Raw genomic sequence first — 13,365 nt, 5'->3', positions numbered from 1 at the left:
CGTATCGTCTTCGTTGAAAGCAACGACAGCCAGAAGCAAGCCAACCGGTCCGAGACGGAGCAGCCAGATGTTCGAGTGGTCGAAGCCCACCAACCCGCAGCGCCGCGCGCTGTGCGGTGGCTCGATCATGCCCTACCTGGGGCTCATCGAACACGCCAGCGCCGTCGAGCAGACGGGTAGGTGGGTGTAACAGACGCGAACCGCGCGCCTTGCAGCCGCCCACCCGATCCGGGTAGGGCGGCTTTTTCGTTGCCGCACAACAGAATACGGGCGTAGCTCAACTGGATGAGCAGCGGTCTCCAACACCGCCGGTTGCAGGTTCGAGTCCTGCCGCCCGTGCGTGCCCCCAGCCACGGCTGGTGGGCCTGCTCATTGTCAACTCCACAGTGGATGGCATGGAACGGTCGGCCCCGACCGGAGCCTCGCGACGAGCGAGCTCTTGGGGGCCGGCCCATCTGGTGCGAGGGAGACGGGAACCCGCTTGCCCTGGAAGCAAGAGACACCGCGTTCGACTCGCGGGCACCAGACCATGGGCTGTACGCACCGGCTGTGCGGCGCCGCCTGGCAGGCAGCGTGTGCAGGGTTCGACCCCCTGACGGTCCACTCGTGCCTCGCAAGCTCAACAGGTGGAGCGCCGGCGTGAAGACCCGGAGGTTGCCCGTTCGAACCGGGCGCGAGGCACCGCGAGGTCTCGACCGCGACGGCACAGCCCGTCGCGGCCGGGCCTTTCCAGGCGGGTTCGGCTAGCGGTCAGGCCGCCGGATTCTCAATCCGGAAACAGGGGTTCGACTCCCCTACTCGCTGCTGTGCGGCCGTGGTGAACTCGGCGGACACGCCGGTCTTCCAAACCGGAGAAGCGGGTCCGATGCCCGCCGGCCGCTCTTCTGCCCTGCTACCCCAACTGGCACGAGGGCGCCGGCTCAAACCCGGTGTGGTGAGGGTTCGACTCCCTCGCAGGGCACGATGCCGCCGTAGCTCATCGGGTCGAGCACCGTCCCGGTACGACGGAGGTAGCCAGTTCGAGTCTGGCCGGCGGCTCCACGCGGTTGTAGCTCAGAGGTAGAGCGCGACGTTGCCATCGTCGAGGTCGCGGGTTCGAACCCCGCCTGCCGCTCGCACATCACATCGACCACGGGCCAACAGGAAGGAGGTGCCCGGTGGACGCGGTACTGGTACTCAACGCGGACCTGGGGCCGCTGCACCGGGTGCCGATCCAACACGCGATCCGGATGCTGTGCCGCAAGGTCGCCGTCGTACACGAGGCGGTGCCCGACCAGCTGCTCGGCATCTACCCGCTGCCCAAGGTGGTGCGGCTGGTTCGCTACGTCGTCACGCGCTGGCGGTTCTCCGCCGGACCGGCCTGGTCCCGGCGCGGGCTGATGGCCCGCGACGGCCACCGGTGCGGCTACTGCGGCGATCCGGCGAGCACCGTCGACCACATCCTGCCGCGCTCCCGCGGCGGCAAGAACACCTGGCGCAACACCGTGGCCGCCTGCAGCGGCTGCAACCAGCGCAAGGGTGACCGCACCCCCGACGAGGCCGGCATGCGACTGCGCGTCGTACCGCGCACCCCGGCCTGGGCGCAGGTGACCAAGCGCTGATCCCGGCCGGTGACCCACCAACGGCATCTCGATCGCCTTGGCAGGTACGGGGTCACCGGCCCCTCTCCCCCGTCGTCTATCCGGCAGGACGCGGCGCTCTGAACGCCGAAAGCGTGGTTCGAATCCACGCGGGGGATCGCCGCCCTCGTAGCCCAACTGGCAGGAGGCACGGTCTTGAGGGGACCGACAGTAGGCGTTCGAATCGCCTCGAGGGCACGCCGACGCAGCACGATGGCCGTGCAGCCGCCTCGTAAGCGGCCGGTCCAGGTTCGACTCCTGGCGTTGGCTCGGCGGTACCGGCGACGCGCGCTCCGCGCCGCCGTCAGGGCGACGCGCAGGTGCGCAGCGCTGTCTTGCACACAGCGCCTGCTCGGTTCGATACCGAGGTTGTCCACCATGCCCGGGTAGCCCAACTGGCAGGAGGCGCTTGGTTCAGGACCAGGACAGTGTGCGTTCGAATCGCACCCCGGGTACGCAGCATCATCGGGTGGCGTAGCTCAGTCAGGCCAGAGCATCGGCTTGTCACGCCGAGGGTCGCCGGTTCGAGTCCGGTCGTCACCGCCATGCCGGGAGAGGTGGCCGAGTGGTAAGGCTGCGGCGTGCTAAGCCGTCGACGGGGTTCGCCCCGCGCAGGTTCGATCCCTGCTCTCTCCGCAATCCTGCCGCAGCTCGCCCCGGTTCGAGCGTCGCTCTGATACAGCGAAGGCCGCTGGTTCGAATCCAGCCGGCAGGACAAGGGTGTGTTCGAGGACCCCCGGCCGAGCGAGGCGAGTCGCGTTTGTCTGCTCGCAAGGCGGAGGGCAGTTCGTGTGCCGGGCTTGCACACGGGCTGTCCGACAACGCCGCGAGCGGGCAAACGGGGCCGCCGCAGCCGGCACGCGGGATGCTCGAACACACCCTGAGCCCCCGTAGCTCAGCGGATCAGAGTGCTTGGCTACGAACCAGGAGGTCGCGCGTTCGAATCGCGCCGGGGGTACGCATCGGGTTGTGGCGCAGCTTGGTCAGCGCGTCCGCTTCGGGAGCGGAAGGCCGCCGGTTCGAATCCGGCCAACCCGACCATGGTGAGGCCACCCGACCGGCGACGGGCGCGGTCCCGAAAACCGTTAGAGCCTCTGGCTTTGTGGGTTCAACTCCCACCCTCACCGCCATGCGCCGTTAGCTGAGCTGGTTTAGCACCGGACTCTTAATCCGAGGACGCAGGTTCGAGCCCTGCACGGCGCACGACGCCGGGCCGAGTGCCTGGCGGTGCACTGCGGATGTGGTGGAGTGGAACCACGCGGGAGTCATGATCCCGAGACGCCGTTCGAGTCGGACATCCGCAACCACACCGAACGCGCGTTCGGCTATGGGTTAGGCCGCTGCGCTTTCACCGCAGCAGAGCGGGTTCGAGTCCCGCACGCGCGACGCGTTCTGGAGTAGCTCAACGGGCAGAGCAGCCGGCTGTTAACCGGAAGACTGCAGGTTCGAACCCTGCCTCCAGAGCCAGTTCGGTGCCGGTTCCCGAGAACCACGGGAGCCGGCGGGCCCGGGTAGCTCAGCGGCGAGAGCAGCTGCCCTACAAGCAGAGGAGCGGGGGTTCGAGTCCCTCCCCGGGCACGGTGACCATGGTGTACCGGTGGTGCACGTCAGATTGTGGATCTGAAGGTCCTCGGTTCGACTCCGGGTGGTCACCCCATGCGCGTCGTGGACGGCGGCACGTCCAGCAGCCTGTAAAGCTGCCGCCTTCGGGCAGACCTGGGTCGGCACCAGGGACGCGCACGCATGCGCTCGTAGCTCAGCGGACAGAGCATCCGGCTCCGACCCGGAAGGTCGCTGGTTCGATCCCAGCCGGGCGCACGTGCGTTCCAGGTCCCGTGGGCGTTCCCGGTGGAGCGGCTCGCCTGCAAAGCGAGTGGACACGTCTCGGTTCGACTCCGAGCGGGACCTCGAACCATGCCATCCACTGTGGACAGACGTCGCCGTACCAGCCGGTACGGCGCGGGGATGGGCCGGAGCGATTCGGTTACCACATCTAATGGAGAGTTGCGGGTTCGAGTCCCGCCGCCGGTACGAGCCGGCGTAGCTCAACGGTAGAGCACTTGTCCCGGAGCGCACAACACGCCCATCCCCCACAACTTCATCGTGACGGGCCGGAGTCGATCGGTTATCTGGCAACAACCTCCGGGTTGCGGGTTCGAGTCCCGCGGCGCCTCGGCGCCGGATGCTCGGCCGCCCTGCGGTCGGCGTCAAGCCGGTCGGCACGTCATGTCCGTCACGCCCACGGCTGCACGGCGGGCCGGGGAGCGTCGGTTATCCCTCACCTGGATCCGATCCCGGCGCTCGGCACACGCCCGCCGCCATCCGCCCGGCTCCGCTGCTTCGCGGGGTCGGGCGCCGTTTCGAAGGAGTACCGCAATGGTCGACGCTCTTGCGGGTATCAACCTGCGCCGCACGCCGCAGGGTCGGCGAGCCGATGCTCGGCAGGTCGCCAACAACGCCGGCGGCTACGGCTTCACCGTGACGCCGGCCGCCCGGCTGCACCGGTTCCTGACGCTGGGCGTGGACTCGGGCACGTACTACACCTCGGCGTCCGAGCTGGCCGCGGACAACGCGCAGGTCGTGCTCGACGCTGCCGGTGCGGACGCGACCGAGCTGGTGCGTACGGTGGTCGAGGTGTCGACGTCGGGGCGCGCGCCGCGGCAGAACCCGGCCGTGTTCGCGTTGGCCGCCGCCTCGGCGCTGGGTGACGTGGACGGTCGGCGCGCGGCGTTCGCGGCGCTGCCGCAGGTGTGCCGTACCGGTACGCACCTGTTCCTGTTCGCCCGCTACCGCGAGCAGTTCGCCGGCTGGGGCCGGGGGCTCGTCGCGCGGTCGCCGGTTGGTACCTGGATTCCAGCCTGGAGCGCTTGGAGTACCAGCTGGTGAAGTACCGGCAGCGGGAGGGCTGGACGCATCGCGACCTGTTGCGGCTGGCGCACCCGGTCACCGGCGAGCCGGCGCGGCGGGCGCTGTTCGACCTGGTCTGTGGCCGGGATGCGGAGCTGGCGGAGTTGCCGCTGTACCGCGCTTTCCTCGCCGCGAACGCGACGAGCGACGTCGCGAGCTGGGTACGGCTGATCGGCACTGCTGGTCTGTCCTGGGAGATGCTGCCGGATGCGGCGTTGACCGAGCCGGACGTGTGGGCCGCGCTGCTGGACCGTGGTCTGCCGCAGACGGCGCTGCTGCGGCAGCTGCCGCGGCTGACCCGGCTGGGGCTGCTCGCTCCGATGTCGTCGCGGGCGGCGGCGGTGGCGGCTCAGCTGACCGACCCGCAGCGGTTGGCGGCGGCGCGGGTGCATCCGGTCAACGTGCTGGTGGCCGCGCGCACCTACGCGGCGGGCGCGTCGGGTCGTTCGGACCGTACCTGGGTTCCGTCGGCACCGATCGTGGATGCGCTGGACGCGGCGTTCTACGCGGCGTACGGTGCGGTGCGCCCGGCCGGGAAGCGGACGCTGCTGGCACTGGACGTGTCGGGTTCGATGATGTCGCCGGCCGGCGGCCTGCCGGTATCGTGCCGGGAGGCGTCGGCGGCGCTGGCGCTGGTGACCGCGGCGACCGAGCCGGCGCACGCGATCGTCGGCTTCACCAGTGCCGGCTCGTACCGGGATGCGGGGTTGACGCCCCTGGCGATCAGCCCGCGGCAGCGGCTCGACGACGCGGTCGACGCCGTGTCGAACCTGCCGTTCGGTGGTACCGACTGCGCGCTGCCGATGGTGTGGGCGCGGGAACAGGGCGTCGAGGTGGACACGTTCGTGGTGCTGACCGACAACGAGACGTGGGCCGGCCGGGTGCACCCGCACCAGGCGCTGGCCGAGTACCGTGCGGCGACCGGGATCCCGGCGCGGCTGGTGGTCGCGGCGCTGACGCCGACGAAGTTCACGATCGCCGATCCGGCGGACGCCGGGATGCTGGACGTGTCCGGTTTCGACGCCGCGGTGCCGGGCCTGATCGCCGACTTCTCCCGCGGCGAGGTCTGATCGCGGCCGCGGGTGCGCGCCGTACCGGTGTAGTACGACCCGGTGCGGCGCGCGCCACGTCCGGTCGGGTGACGGCCGTCCGCCGCCCAGGCCGGTACCGCGCGCGCTCGTTCGCCGTCCACGCCGGTACGCGCTGAGCGGCCGACGGTCCTCGGTTGGCGGCGCCGGAACCGCGTACGGGCGCGCAGGCCCGCGGTCGTCCGTCCTCGGCGCGGGTGGACCGGTGACGGTCAGCTGCTGTCGGTGTGGGTACCGTCCGGGGTTGCCGTGGCGGCGGGGTCGAGGCGGGTCCAGATGTCGGCGAGGTGACGCAGATCATCCTCGTCGAGCCGGTCGAAGAACAGGTCCCGGAGATCGGCGTGGTGGCGGCGCCACGCCTTGCGCAACAGGGCACGGCCCTCGCGGGTGAGTACCGCCTCGATGCTGCGGCCGTCGAGCCCGGAGCGGCGTCGTTCGATCAGGCCGCGGCGCTCCAGCCGGTCGGCCAGGCGGGTGAAGCCGCCGGTGGACATCACGCGGCGCTCGGCGAGATCGGACATCCGCATGCCGGCGGGCCCGGCGGCGCCGAGCAGGGCGAGCACGCTGTACTCGGCCATGGTGACGGGGACGGTGGCGAGGCTTGCCTCCAGCGCCCGCCAGAGCCGGTCGTGGGTGGTGAGGAAGCCGCGCCAGGCGGCGTCCTCGAGGTCGCTGAGCCGATCGGTCGCCATGCCGGGCACTGTATCCCGTCGCGCCGGTGGGAATATCCGCCTGCGATAATTTGTCTGCGCAGACAGATAATTGGTCGCGAGCGGCGGTGCCGGCACCGGTCGGGGCCGCACGCGCGGAGAGGGGTACACGATGACATTCCAGGTCGGAATCATGACGTTCGGCGAGGTGACCGCCGATCCGGTGAGCGGGCGGCTGCCCTCGCCGCGGCAACGGGTGCGCGACACGATCGAGCAGGCCCGGCTGGCCGACCAGGTCGGGCTGGACGTGTTCGGGGTCGGCGAGCACCACCGCTCCGACTTCGTCGGCTCGGCGCCGACGATCCTGCTCGCCGCCGCGGCCGAGGCGACCGAACGGATCCGGCTGACCAGTTCGGTCACCGTGCTCAGCTCGGAGGATCCGGTCCGGGTCTGGGAGCAGTTCGCCACGCTGGACCTGCTGTCCGCCGGGCGGGCGGAGATCATCGCGGGACGCGGCTCGTACACCGAGTCGTTCCCGCTGTTCGGCTACGACCTGGCCGACTATGCCGACCTGTTCCGGGAGAAGCTCGACCTGCTGTTGAAGATCCGCGCCCAGAACCCGCTGACCTGGTCGGGTACCTTCCGGCCGGCGCTGACCGACGCGGACATCGCGCCGCGCGCCGACGGTGACGGCATCCCGATCTGGATCGGCGTCGGCGGCTCCCCCGCCTCGGCGATCAGCACCGGCCGGCTCGGGCTACCGATGGCGCTGGCGCTGCTGACCGGGCCGATCACCCAACACCAGCAGACGGTCGAGCTGTACCGAGCCGCGGCCGAGCAGGCGGGGCACGCCGCCGAGGATCTACCGATCAGCATCAACACCCACGGGTACGTGGCCCGCACCGACCGGGCCGCCCGCGACACCATGTACCCGTACTTCGCCCAGGGCATGGCGGACAACAACCACCAGCGCGGGCACGGGGTACGCATTCCGCGCATCGCGTTCGACGGGCAGGCCGGACCGCGGGCCGGGCTGCTGGTCGGCAGCCCGCAGGAGGTCGTGGACAAGCTGCTGACCTACCACGAGCTGTACGGGGTGCGGCGGGCCATCATCCAGATGGGGTTCGGCGGCATGCCGCAACGAGATCACCTGAAGGCGATCGAGCTGCTCGGTACCGAGGTGGCCCCGGCCGTACGCCGTGAGATCGCCCGCCGGGAACGGAGCGCCGCATGAGCACCGACACCGCCCCGGCCGGAACCGGCCTGAGCACCGACACCGACCGCGGCATGGCGGGCACTCCCCCGGCGCTGGGCCGGCGGGCGCTGCGGGTCGTGATCGTCAACGGCAGCCCGAACGAGAAGTCCAAGACGATGGGCCTGGTCGACGCCGTACTGAGCACCCTCGGCACGATGCAGCCCATCGTCACCGACCGGATCGACGTCTACCGGCTCGGGCCGGTCTTCACCGGCGCCACCGACCGCGAGGACATCGCGCCGGAGGTGGACGCCGTGTTGCGCCGGGCGGAGGGTGCCGACCTGCTCATCGCCGCCGCCCCGGTGTTCCGCGGCTCGTACCCGGGACTGTTCAAGCACTTCTTCGACCTGATCGACCAGTACGCGCTGGCGAACAAGCCGGTGCTGCTGGCCGCGACCGGCGGCGGTGAGCACCACGCGCTGATGCTGGAGCACGCGATGCGGCCGCTGTTCGGGTTCTTCCAGGCGTTGACGATCCCGGTGGCGATCTTCGCCTCGTCCGGCGACTTCGACGGCACCACCCTGCTCAATCCGCGGGTACACGGCCGCATCGAGATGGCGCTGACCGACGTCGCCGACCTGCTCGCCGACCGCGCCGCCGGCCCGGCCGTCCCGGACGGGAAGGCGGTCGAGCCGGCGGTGGCCCGCCTGGCCTGACCGGGGCCGGTGCCGGGCGGGCTCGGCAAGCACGTCCGGCGCGCCGGCGAGCGCCGGTACCGAGCCGTTCGGGCCGGGGTTCGCCGGCTACGCCGGCGCGTCCGAGTCGCCGGTTCCGGTCAGGAACACCGGCCAGCAGATTTCGGTACGCCACTGCGTGGATCGGCGGTGTCTCGCTGACCGACGAGGTAGTACTCCCGGATGGGGCCGGCGACCGGAACCGCGTGGCGAGCGACGTAACCAGCAAGCGCGGCGTAGGTACCGGCCACCTCGGTGGGCGGTCCGCAGTGCGTCATCACCGCCACCTCGGCGGGCGGGACGAGGTGCGCGGTCACTCTGCCGATGGGCTGGATCCCCGCCGCGCAGGGCACGAAGATGGTTGCCCGACCACGGTGCCGGGTGAACACCTCGTCGGCGTAGATGCCGCCGGCCGGGCCGGTCGGCGACACGCGTTGGGCGGCGAGAATCGCGGTGAGCTCACCGACCGCCCCCTGCAGCCAGGCGACCGCGTCCCCGGCGTTGACCACCTCGGTGATCGCGGCGGCCCGCACCGCCGGGATGCGGCGCAGCCGGACGTTCCCGGTCTGGTCGGTCGGCCCGGCGAGCATCGAGCGCAACCCGGCCACCGTATGCCGGGTCCGCTCCAGTTCGTCTTCCACCTGCCGCAGATGTGCGGTGATCCGCTCGTTGCGATCCCGCGGGTCCGCGGTGGCGAGCAGTCGCCCGATCTGGTCCAGCGGCATACCCAGCTCACGGAACCGGGCTATCACCTGGGCACTGGGTAGCTGGTCGGCGGCGTAGCGGCGGTAACCGGTACGCCGATCGACCTCGGCGGGGACGAGCAGGCCGAGCTGGTGGTAGTGGCGCAGCATCTTGATCGTCAGGTGCGTCGCACGGGAGAAGTCACCGATCGACAGGTACCCGTCCATGGCCACCATTGTGGTCTCCCCCCAGGGGAGGGTTTCGCCGCCCGTACGGGTTGACCGTCCGGCCGCGGTAGCGCCGAAGCTGGGCGTGGCAGGCCCCGAGACCGCGGCGTCCGGCGCCTGCGGTCAGCCAACCGAGTGCGTGCCGAGGAGTTGTCGTGCCGAGCCTGTCGACCCGAGACGGATCCGCGTTGTTCTACCGCGACTGGGGCCGCGGCCGGCCCGTCGTGTTCGTACACAGCATGCTGATGAGCAGCGACATGTGGCAGCAGCAGCTGCTGTGGATGGCCGACCACGGTTACCGCGCCATCGCGTACGACCGTCGCGGCCACGGTCGCTCCGACGACCCGGGCACCGGCTACGACTTCGACACTCTCGCCGACGATCTGGCCACCTTGCTCGACACGCTGGGCCTGACCGAGGTCACGCTGGTCGGCCACTCGATGGGCGGCGGCGAGGTCGTGCGGTACCTGAGCAGGCACGGCGCTCGGCGCGTCGCTCGGGTGGCGCTGGTCGCCTCGACCGTACCGAGGCTGCACGTCGACGCCGACTCCCGGGCGGCGTTGCTCACGCGGCTACGCAGCGACTACGGCCGCTGGGTCGCCGACAACGCCGGCCTGTCCTTCGGCGACGGACTGCCCGGCGCAGCGATCGCCGAACTCGACCGGGAGCGCACGGTCCGCGACTGGCTGGGCGTGTCGCAGTACGCGGCCGTGGCGTGCACGGCGGCGAACCTGGCCGCGGACTTCAGCGCCGAGCTGAGCGCGATCGAGGCGCCGATGCTGATCGTGCACGGCGATCATGACGCGTTCGCCCCGGTGGAGACCTGCGGTCGCCGGTCGGCACGGTTGGCCAGAAACGGCACGCTGCTGGTGTACCGCAACGCGGCGCACATGCTGCAGCTGTCGCACCGGGACCGGCTCAACAACGACCTGCTGGCGTTCGTGCGCGCGGCGCGCTGATCCGAGCCCGGCGTTCACCGCGGCCGGGGGATCAGGGGTGCAGAGTCTCCACGGCGTGGGCCAGCGGGGCGAGGTCGGGGTCGTCGAGGGCGGCGTCGAGAGCATCGCGCAGCGCGGCGTCGTTGGTGGGTCGGGCGGCCTCCAGCAGCGCGGTACCGGCGGGGGTGACGTCGGTGTAGATGCCGCGGCGATCGTCCGGGCACAGGTAGCGCGCCAGCAGGCCGCGGTCCTCCAGCCGGCCGACGAGTCGGGTGGTGGCGCTCTGGCTGAGCACCACCGCCTCGGCAACCTGGCTCATCCGCAGGTGGCCGCCGGGCCCGTCGTGTTGCCGGCTGAGCACGTCGAGCAGCGAGAACTCGCGGACGCTGAGCTCGTGCTCGGCCTGCAGCGCCCGCTCGAGGCGGGCGTCAATGCGGTCGTGCAGCACCGACAGGGCGCACCAGCCCTGCGCCAGCCCCGCTCGCCGGGTGCGTGTGGCCATCTCCCACCTCCGTGGCCGTGGCGATCGTCGCCACATTACCCGCTGGCAAATATAGCCCGCGCTTGCAATTATCAGGCGTATGCAATTAACTTCGTGGAGTTGATGAACGCTTCTGCAACTGGAGGACGGCATGCCCCTCGCGTTGATCGCCCTGGCGATCGGTGCATTCGGCATCGGTACCACCGAATTCGCCCCGATGGGGCTGCTGTCGGACATCGCCGGCAGCCTGCACACCTCGATCCCCACCGCCGGCCAACTGGTCAGCGGGTACGCGCTGGGCGTGCTGATCGGTGCCCCCGTGATGACCGCACTGGGCACCCGCGTCGCGCGCCGGCCGATGCTGATGCTGCTGATGGGACTGTTCGTGGTCGGCAACGTAGTCACCGCGCTCGCCCCGGTCTACGGGCTGGTGCTCGCCGGGCGCATGGTCACCTCGCTCACGCACGGCGCGTTCTTCGGCATCGGTGCGGTCGTCGCCGCCGAACTGGTCGCGCCCGCGCGCCGCGCCGCCGCCATCTCGCTGATGTTCAGCGGCCTGACCCTGGCCAACGTCGTCGGCGTCCCGCTGGGTACGTTCGTCGGCCAGCAGCTGGGCTGGCGCATCACGTTCCTGTTGATCGCCGCGCTCGGGGTCGCCGGGCTCGCCGGCATCGCCACCCTGGTGCCGCGGCTGCCGCGCCCGGCCGGGGTACGGCTGCGGGACGAGACCCGCGCGCTGCGCAACCCGCAGGTACTGCTGGCGATGGGGATGACCGTGCTGGGCTTCGGCGGCGTGTTCACTGCCGTCACCTACCTTGCCCCGCTGATGACCAGCGTCGCCGGGTACCCGGCGAGCGCCGTGATGTGGCTGCAGGTGCTGTTCGGCGCCGGGATGGTCGCCGGCAACCTGCTCGGCGGGCGGCTGGCCGACCGCCGGCTGATGCCCACGCTGTTGGTGGCACTGGCCGCCCTCGTGGCGGTGCTGGCTGCGTTCACCGTCACCGGACACACCCGCGTCGGCGCTGCGGTCACCGTCGCGTTGATCGGCGCGCTCGGGTTCACGACCGTACCGCCGCTGCAGAAGCGCATCATCGACACCGCGCCGGCCGCACCGACGCTGGCCTCGGCGGTCAACATCGGCGCGTTCAATCTCGGCAACGCGATCGCCGCGGCGCTCGGCGGCCTGGTGATCTCGGCCGGCTTCGGCTACTCGGCCGCCACCGTGGTCGGCGCGGCGATGGCGGCCGGCGCGCTGCTGCTCGCCGTCGCCTCGGTGGTACTCGACCGCCGCGCCGCGGTGGCCTCCCCCGCCGGGCGGCCGGCGCCGGCGCCGGCCGCTATTGCTCGATGATCTCCAGGCCGTTGCCGTCCTGGTCGGTGGCGGTGAACATCGGCGGCGTGCCCGGCCAGCGCAGCAGCTCGCCGACCGGGACACCGCGCTCGATCAGCTCGGCGTGCTTGGCGGCGGCGTCGGCCACGGCGAGCCGGATGCCGGTTTCGACGCCGGTCGGCAGCCCGTCGCGGGCCTGGATCAGCGCGATCCCGGTCGCCTCGGCGCCGGCGCCGGCCGGCGCGAGCACGATCCACCGGCTGCCCAGTTGCGGCAGCGGCGCGTCCATCCGGGTGGTGAACCCGAAGACCTCGGTGTAGAACTCGATCGCTTTGTCCTGGTCTGCCACCGGCACGCCGACCACCGGCACCCCGATCACCGGATTGCTCATGACGGTCCTCCTCGACGACGCTTCCTCACCCGGGCAGACGAGCCGGGACAGCGGAACTCATCGCTCACGGAAATCCAGCAGTACCTTGCCCGACACCGACGGGTCGGCGGCCACGGTGAACGCCCGGAGCGCATCGGCCACCGGGAAGGTGTGGGTGACGATCGGGTCCACGACGAGGCTGCCGTCGGTCAGCGACGCGAGGACGGCATCGATCTCGTCGTTGAACCGCAGCGAACCGGTCAGCGTCAGTTCCCGCGTGATCGCCAGCGAGATCGGTACCGGCTGGTCGCCGGTCGGCAGCATCCCGACCAGCACCACGGTGCCGCCGCGGGTGGCGCCCCGGATGGCCGAGGCCAGCCCCTGCTGGGTTCCCGAGGACTCGACGACCACGTCGGCGTCCACTGCGGCGATCTCCGCAGCCTCCCCGGCGTGCAGGGTGCGGGTCGCGCCGACGGCCGTCGCGATCGACAGCGGATGCTCGTACACGTCGACGGCGACGATCTCGGCCGCACCACCACGGTGGGCGACCGCGACCGCCAGCGCACCGATCGGGCCGGCGCCGACGACCAGTACCCGCTTTCCGGCCACGCTGCCGGCCCGGTCGACCGCGTGCCAGGCCACGCTCGCCGGTTCGGCCAGCGCCGCGGTACGCAGGTCGAGGTCGGCCGGTAGCGCGCGGAGCATGGAGGCGCGCAGGTTGACCTCGCCGGCGAACGCGCCCGGGGTGTGCGGGCCCCGGGCGGCCGACCCGAGGTAGCCGACCCCCGGCGACAGGTTCGGCCGGTCGGCCGGGAACCGCACCTCGGTGGGGTGCCGGGTCGCGGGATGCACGGCGACCGGCGTACCCGCGGCGGGTCCCGAGCCGTCGGCGGCCGGCCGGGCCACCACGCCGACGATCTCGTGGCCGAGCACCATCGGCGCCCGCAGGATCGACTCGCCGACCGCGCCGTCGCGCCAGTAGTGCAGGTCCGAGCCGCACACGCCGCCGTAGGCGACCGCGACCACCGCCTCGCCGGGTGCGGGTTCGCCCCGCTCGATCCGTTCGACGCGCAGGTCGTTCGCCCCGTGCGCGACGACCGCAGTGGTGGTCGCATGCGGTACCGATGTCGGCATGGCCGCTC

Annotated in this window: 13 protein-coding genes and 25 tRNA genes; 33 read left to right on the top strand and 5 right to left on the bottom strand. The window is 71.5% G+C overall.

All coding sequences use genetic code 11. From position 1 onward, the window contains the following. Window positions 1-67 precede the first annotated feature (67 nt). The 29 genes from Asera_RS33600 to Asera_RS14540 all read left to right on the top strand — a co-directional run bounded on the left by Asera_RS33600 (window position 68) and on the right by Asera_RS14540 (window position 5,596). Entirely contained in the window at window positions 68-190 is a 123-nt protein-coding gene (locus Asera_RS33600; protein WP_280529731.1) for a hypothetical protein, read from the top strand. A gap of 76 nt (window positions 191-266) precedes the next feature. Next, window positions 267-339 (top strand) — tRNA-Trp (locus Asera_RS14670). Between the two features lie 269 nt (window positions 340-608). Further along, a tRNA-Phe gene (locus Asera_RS14665) sits at window positions 609-681 on the top strand. 51 nt (window positions 682-732) lie between these two features. Further along, window positions 733-804, top strand: a tRNA-Glu gene (locus tag Asera_RS14660). A 4-nt stretch (window positions 805-808) separates the two neighbouring features. After that, window positions 809-881: transfer RNA gene (locus Asera_RS14655), tRNA-Gly, on the top strand. Window positions 882-886: 5 nt separating this feature from the next. After that, a tRNA-Leu gene (locus Asera_RS14650) sits at window positions 887-961 on the top strand. A 4-nt stretch (window positions 962-965) separates the two neighbouring features. Continuing rightward, window positions 966-1,041: transfer RNA gene (locus tag Asera_RS14645), tRNA-Thr, on the top strand. A gap of 1 nt (window position 1,042) precedes the next feature. Continuing rightward, window positions 1,043-1,114, top strand: a tRNA-Gly gene (locus tag Asera_RS14640). A gap of 43 nt (window positions 1,115-1,157) precedes the next feature. Next, a complete protein-coding gene (locus tag Asera_RS14635; RefSeq protein WP_030448497.1) occupies window positions 1,158-1,601 on the top strand; it encodes an HNH endonuclease in 444 nt (147 codons plus the stop codon). Between the two features lie 65 nt (window positions 1,602-1,666). After that, window positions 1,667-1,738 (top strand) — tRNA-Gln (locus Asera_RS14630). Window positions 1,739-1,742: 4 nt separating this feature from the next. Further along, a tRNA-Leu gene (locus Asera_RS14625) sits at window positions 1,743-1,817 on the top strand. 1 nt (window position 1,818) lies between these two features. Continuing rightward, a tRNA-Thr gene (locus Asera_RS14620) sits at window positions 1,819-1,889 on the top strand. 110 nt (window positions 1,890-1,999) lie between these two features. Then, window positions 2,000-2,074: transfer RNA gene (locus Asera_RS14615), tRNA-Leu, on the top strand. Between the two features lie 13 nt (window positions 2,075-2,087). Then, window positions 2,088-2,165: transfer RNA gene (locus Asera_RS14610), tRNA-Asp, on the top strand. 5 nt (window positions 2,166-2,170) lie between these two features. Then, window positions 2,171-2,255, top strand: a tRNA-Ser gene (locus Asera_RS14605). Between the two features lie 4 nt (window positions 2,256-2,259). After that, a tRNA-Ile gene (locus Asera_RS14600) sits at window positions 2,260-2,334 on the top strand. A 169-nt stretch (window positions 2,335-2,503) separates the two neighbouring features. Beyond that, window positions 2,504-2,577 (top strand) — tRNA-Arg (locus Asera_RS14595). 5 nt (window positions 2,578-2,582) lie between these two features. Next, window positions 2,583-2,660 (top strand) — tRNA-Pro (locus Asera_RS14590). 1 nt (window position 2,661) lies between these two features. Beyond that, window positions 2,662-2,749: transfer RNA gene (locus Asera_RS14585), tRNA-Ser, on the top strand. A 1-nt stretch (window position 2,750) separates the two neighbouring features. Then, a tRNA-Lys gene (locus Asera_RS14580) sits at window positions 2,751-2,822 on the top strand. 111 nt (window positions 2,823-2,933) lie between these two features. After that, window positions 2,934-3,005: transfer RNA gene (locus Asera_RS14575), tRNA-Glu, on the top strand. A gap of 5 nt (window positions 3,006-3,010) precedes the next feature. Continuing rightward, window positions 3,011-3,086, top strand: a tRNA-Asn gene (locus Asera_RS14570). A gap of 38 nt (window positions 3,087-3,124) precedes the next feature. Further along, window positions 3,125-3,197: transfer RNA gene (locus Asera_RS14565), tRNA-Val, on the top strand. A 2-nt stretch (window positions 3,198-3,199) separates the two neighbouring features. Continuing rightward, window positions 3,200-3,276 (top strand) — tRNA-His (locus Asera_RS14560). Window positions 3,277-3,364: 88 nt separating this feature from the next. Next, window positions 3,365-3,437 (top strand) — tRNA-Arg (locus tag Asera_RS14555). Window positions 3,438-3,448: 11 nt separating this feature from the next. Continuing rightward, window positions 3,449-3,527, top strand: a tRNA-Cys gene (locus tag Asera_RS14550). Window positions 3,528-3,656: 129 nt separating this feature from the next. Continuing rightward, window positions 3,657-3,792 (top strand) — tRNA-OTHER (locus Asera_RS14545). Window positions 3,793-3,995: 203 nt separating this feature from the next. Next, a complete protein-coding gene (locus Asera_RS33085) occupies window positions 3,996-4,505 on the top strand; it encodes a TROVE domain-containing protein (protein ID WP_280529730.1) in 510 nt (169 codons plus the stop codon). Beyond that, window positions 4,487-5,596, top strand: a complete 1,110-nt coding sequence (locus Asera_RS14540) for a TROVE domain-containing protein (RefSeq protein ID WP_280529729.1) — start codon at window positions 4,487-4,489, stop codon at window positions 5,594-5,596. The genes Asera_RS33085 and Asera_RS14540 overlap by 19 nt, the downstream gene beginning before the upstream one ends. 230 nt (window positions 5,597-5,826) lie before the next feature. Here the strand turns inward: Asera_RS14540 and Asera_RS14535 are convergent, their stop codons facing one another. After that, window positions 5,827-6,306, bottom strand: a complete 480-nt coding sequence (locus Asera_RS14535) for a MarR family winged helix-turn-helix transcriptional regulator (RefSeq protein WP_211255725.1) — start codon at window positions 6,304-6,306, stop codon at window positions 5,827-5,829. A gap of 130 nt (window positions 6,307-6,436) precedes the next feature. On the opposite strand from Asera_RS14535, the gene Asera_RS14530 reads away from it, so the two are divergent. Together Asera_RS14530 and Asera_RS14525 are read left to right on the top strand one after the other, a co-directional pair. Beyond that, on the top strand, window positions 6,437-7,498 hold the full coding sequence (locus Asera_RS14530) for an LLM class flavin-dependent oxidoreductase (protein WP_030448500.1): 1,062 nt from the start codon (window positions 6,437-6,439) through the stop codon (window positions 7,496-7,498). Beyond that, window positions 7,495-8,175 carry an NAD(P)H-dependent oxidoreductase gene (locus tag Asera_RS14525; protein WP_211255726.1) on the top strand — a complete coding sequence of 227 codons (681 nt, stop codon included), beginning with the start codon at window positions 7,495-7,497 and terminating at the stop codon, window positions 8,173-8,175. Before Asera_RS14530 ends, Asera_RS14525 begins: the two co-directional genes overlap by 4 nt. 119 nt (window positions 8,176-8,294) lie before the next feature. On the opposite strand, the gene Asera_RS14520 is transcribed toward Asera_RS14525, so the two are convergent. Beyond that, a complete protein-coding gene (locus tag Asera_RS14520; protein WP_211255727.1) occupies window positions 8,295-9,104 on the bottom strand; it encodes a MerR family transcriptional regulator in 810 nt (269 codons plus the stop codon). Between the two features lie 155 nt (window positions 9,105-9,259). Between Asera_RS14520 and Asera_RS14515 the strand changes: the two genes are divergently transcribed. Then, a complete protein-coding gene (locus Asera_RS14515; protein ID WP_030448502.1) occupies window positions 9,260-10,063 on the top strand; it encodes an alpha/beta fold hydrolase in 804 nt (267 codons plus the stop codon). Between the two features lie 31 nt (window positions 10,064-10,094). Here Asera_RS14515 and Asera_RS14510 read toward each other — a convergent pair whose 3' ends face one another. Continuing rightward, window positions 10,095-10,544, bottom strand: a complete 450-nt coding sequence (locus Asera_RS14510) for a MarR family winged helix-turn-helix transcriptional regulator (protein ID WP_030448503.1) — start codon at window positions 10,542-10,544, stop codon at window positions 10,095-10,097. A 130-nt stretch (window positions 10,545-10,674) separates the two neighbouring features. Here Asera_RS14510 and Asera_RS14505 point away from each other — a divergent pair, with 130 nt between their 5' ends. Next, window positions 10,675-11,874: an MFS transporter gene (locus Asera_RS14505; protein ID WP_030448504.1), complete on the top strand. Its 1,200-nt coding sequence runs from the start codon at window positions 10,675-10,677 to the stop codon at window positions 11,872-11,874. Here Asera_RS14505 and Asera_RS14500 read toward each other — a convergent pair. Next, complete coding sequence (locus Asera_RS14500; RefSeq protein WP_030448505.1) at window positions 11,861-12,244, bottom strand: VOC family protein; 384 nt, start codon at window positions 12,242-12,244, stop codon at window positions 11,861-11,863. The two genes, Asera_RS14505 and Asera_RS14500, sit on opposite strands and share 14 nt — an antisense overlap. A gap of 57 nt (window positions 12,245-12,301) precedes the next feature. After that, window positions 12,302-13,357, bottom strand: a complete 1,056-nt coding sequence (locus Asera_RS14495) for an L-idonate 5-dehydrogenase (protein ID WP_030448506.1) — start codon at window positions 13,355-13,357, stop codon at window positions 12,302-12,304. Window positions 13,358-13,365: the final 8 nt, after the last annotated feature.

The organism is Actinocatenispora sera, assembly GCF_018324685.1.
GTDB lineage: Bacteria > Actinomycetota > Actinomycetes > Mycobacteriales > Micromonosporaceae > Actinocatenispora > Actinocatenispora sera.
Note: the sequence above shows the minus strand (reverse complement) of the source record. Positions and strands in the feature narration are given on the sequence as shown.

What these genes read in the sequence shown, in the direction of transcription:
- Asera_RS33600 (WP_280529731.1), top strand. Translation starts at nt 68, where the DNA reads ATGTTCGAGTGGTCGAAGCCCACCAACCCGCAGCGCCGCGCGCTGTGC.
- Asera_RS33085 (WP_280529730.1), top strand. Translation starts at nt 3,996, where the DNA reads ATGGTCGACGCTCTTGCGGGTATCAACCTGCGCCGCACGCCGCAGGGT.
- Asera_RS14535 (WP_211255725.1), bottom strand. Translation starts at nt 6,306, where the DNA reads ATGGCGACCGATCGGCTCAGCGACCTCGAGGACGCCGCCTGGCGCGGC.
- Asera_RS14530 (WP_030448500.1), top strand. Translation starts at nt 6,437, where the DNA reads ATGACATTCCAGGTCGGAATCATGACGTTCGGCGAGGTGACCGCCGAT.
- Asera_RS14525 (WP_211255726.1), top strand. Translation starts at nt 7,495, where the DNA reads ATGAGCACCGACACCGCCCCGGCCGGAACCGGCCTGAGCACCGACACC.
- Asera_RS14520 (WP_211255727.1), bottom strand. Translation starts at nt 9,104, where the DNA reads ATGGACGGGTACCTGTCGATCGGTGACTTCTCCCGTGCGACGCACCTG.
- Asera_RS14510 (WP_030448503.1), bottom strand. Translation starts at nt 10,544, where the DNA reads ATGGCCACACGCACCCGGCGAGCGGGGCTGGCGCAGGGCTGGTGCGCC.
- Asera_RS14505 (WP_030448504.1), top strand. Translation starts at nt 10,675, where the DNA reads ATGCCCCTCGCGTTGATCGCCCTGGCGATCGGTGCATTCGGCATCGGT.
- Asera_RS14500 (WP_030448505.1), bottom strand. Translation starts at nt 12,244, where the DNA reads ATGAGCAATCCGGTGATCGGGGTGCCGGTGGTCGGCGTGCCGGTGGCA.
- Asera_RS14495 (WP_030448506.1), bottom strand. Translation starts at nt 13,357, where the DNA reads ATGCCGACATCGGTACCGCATGCGACCACCACTGCGGTCGTCGCGCAC.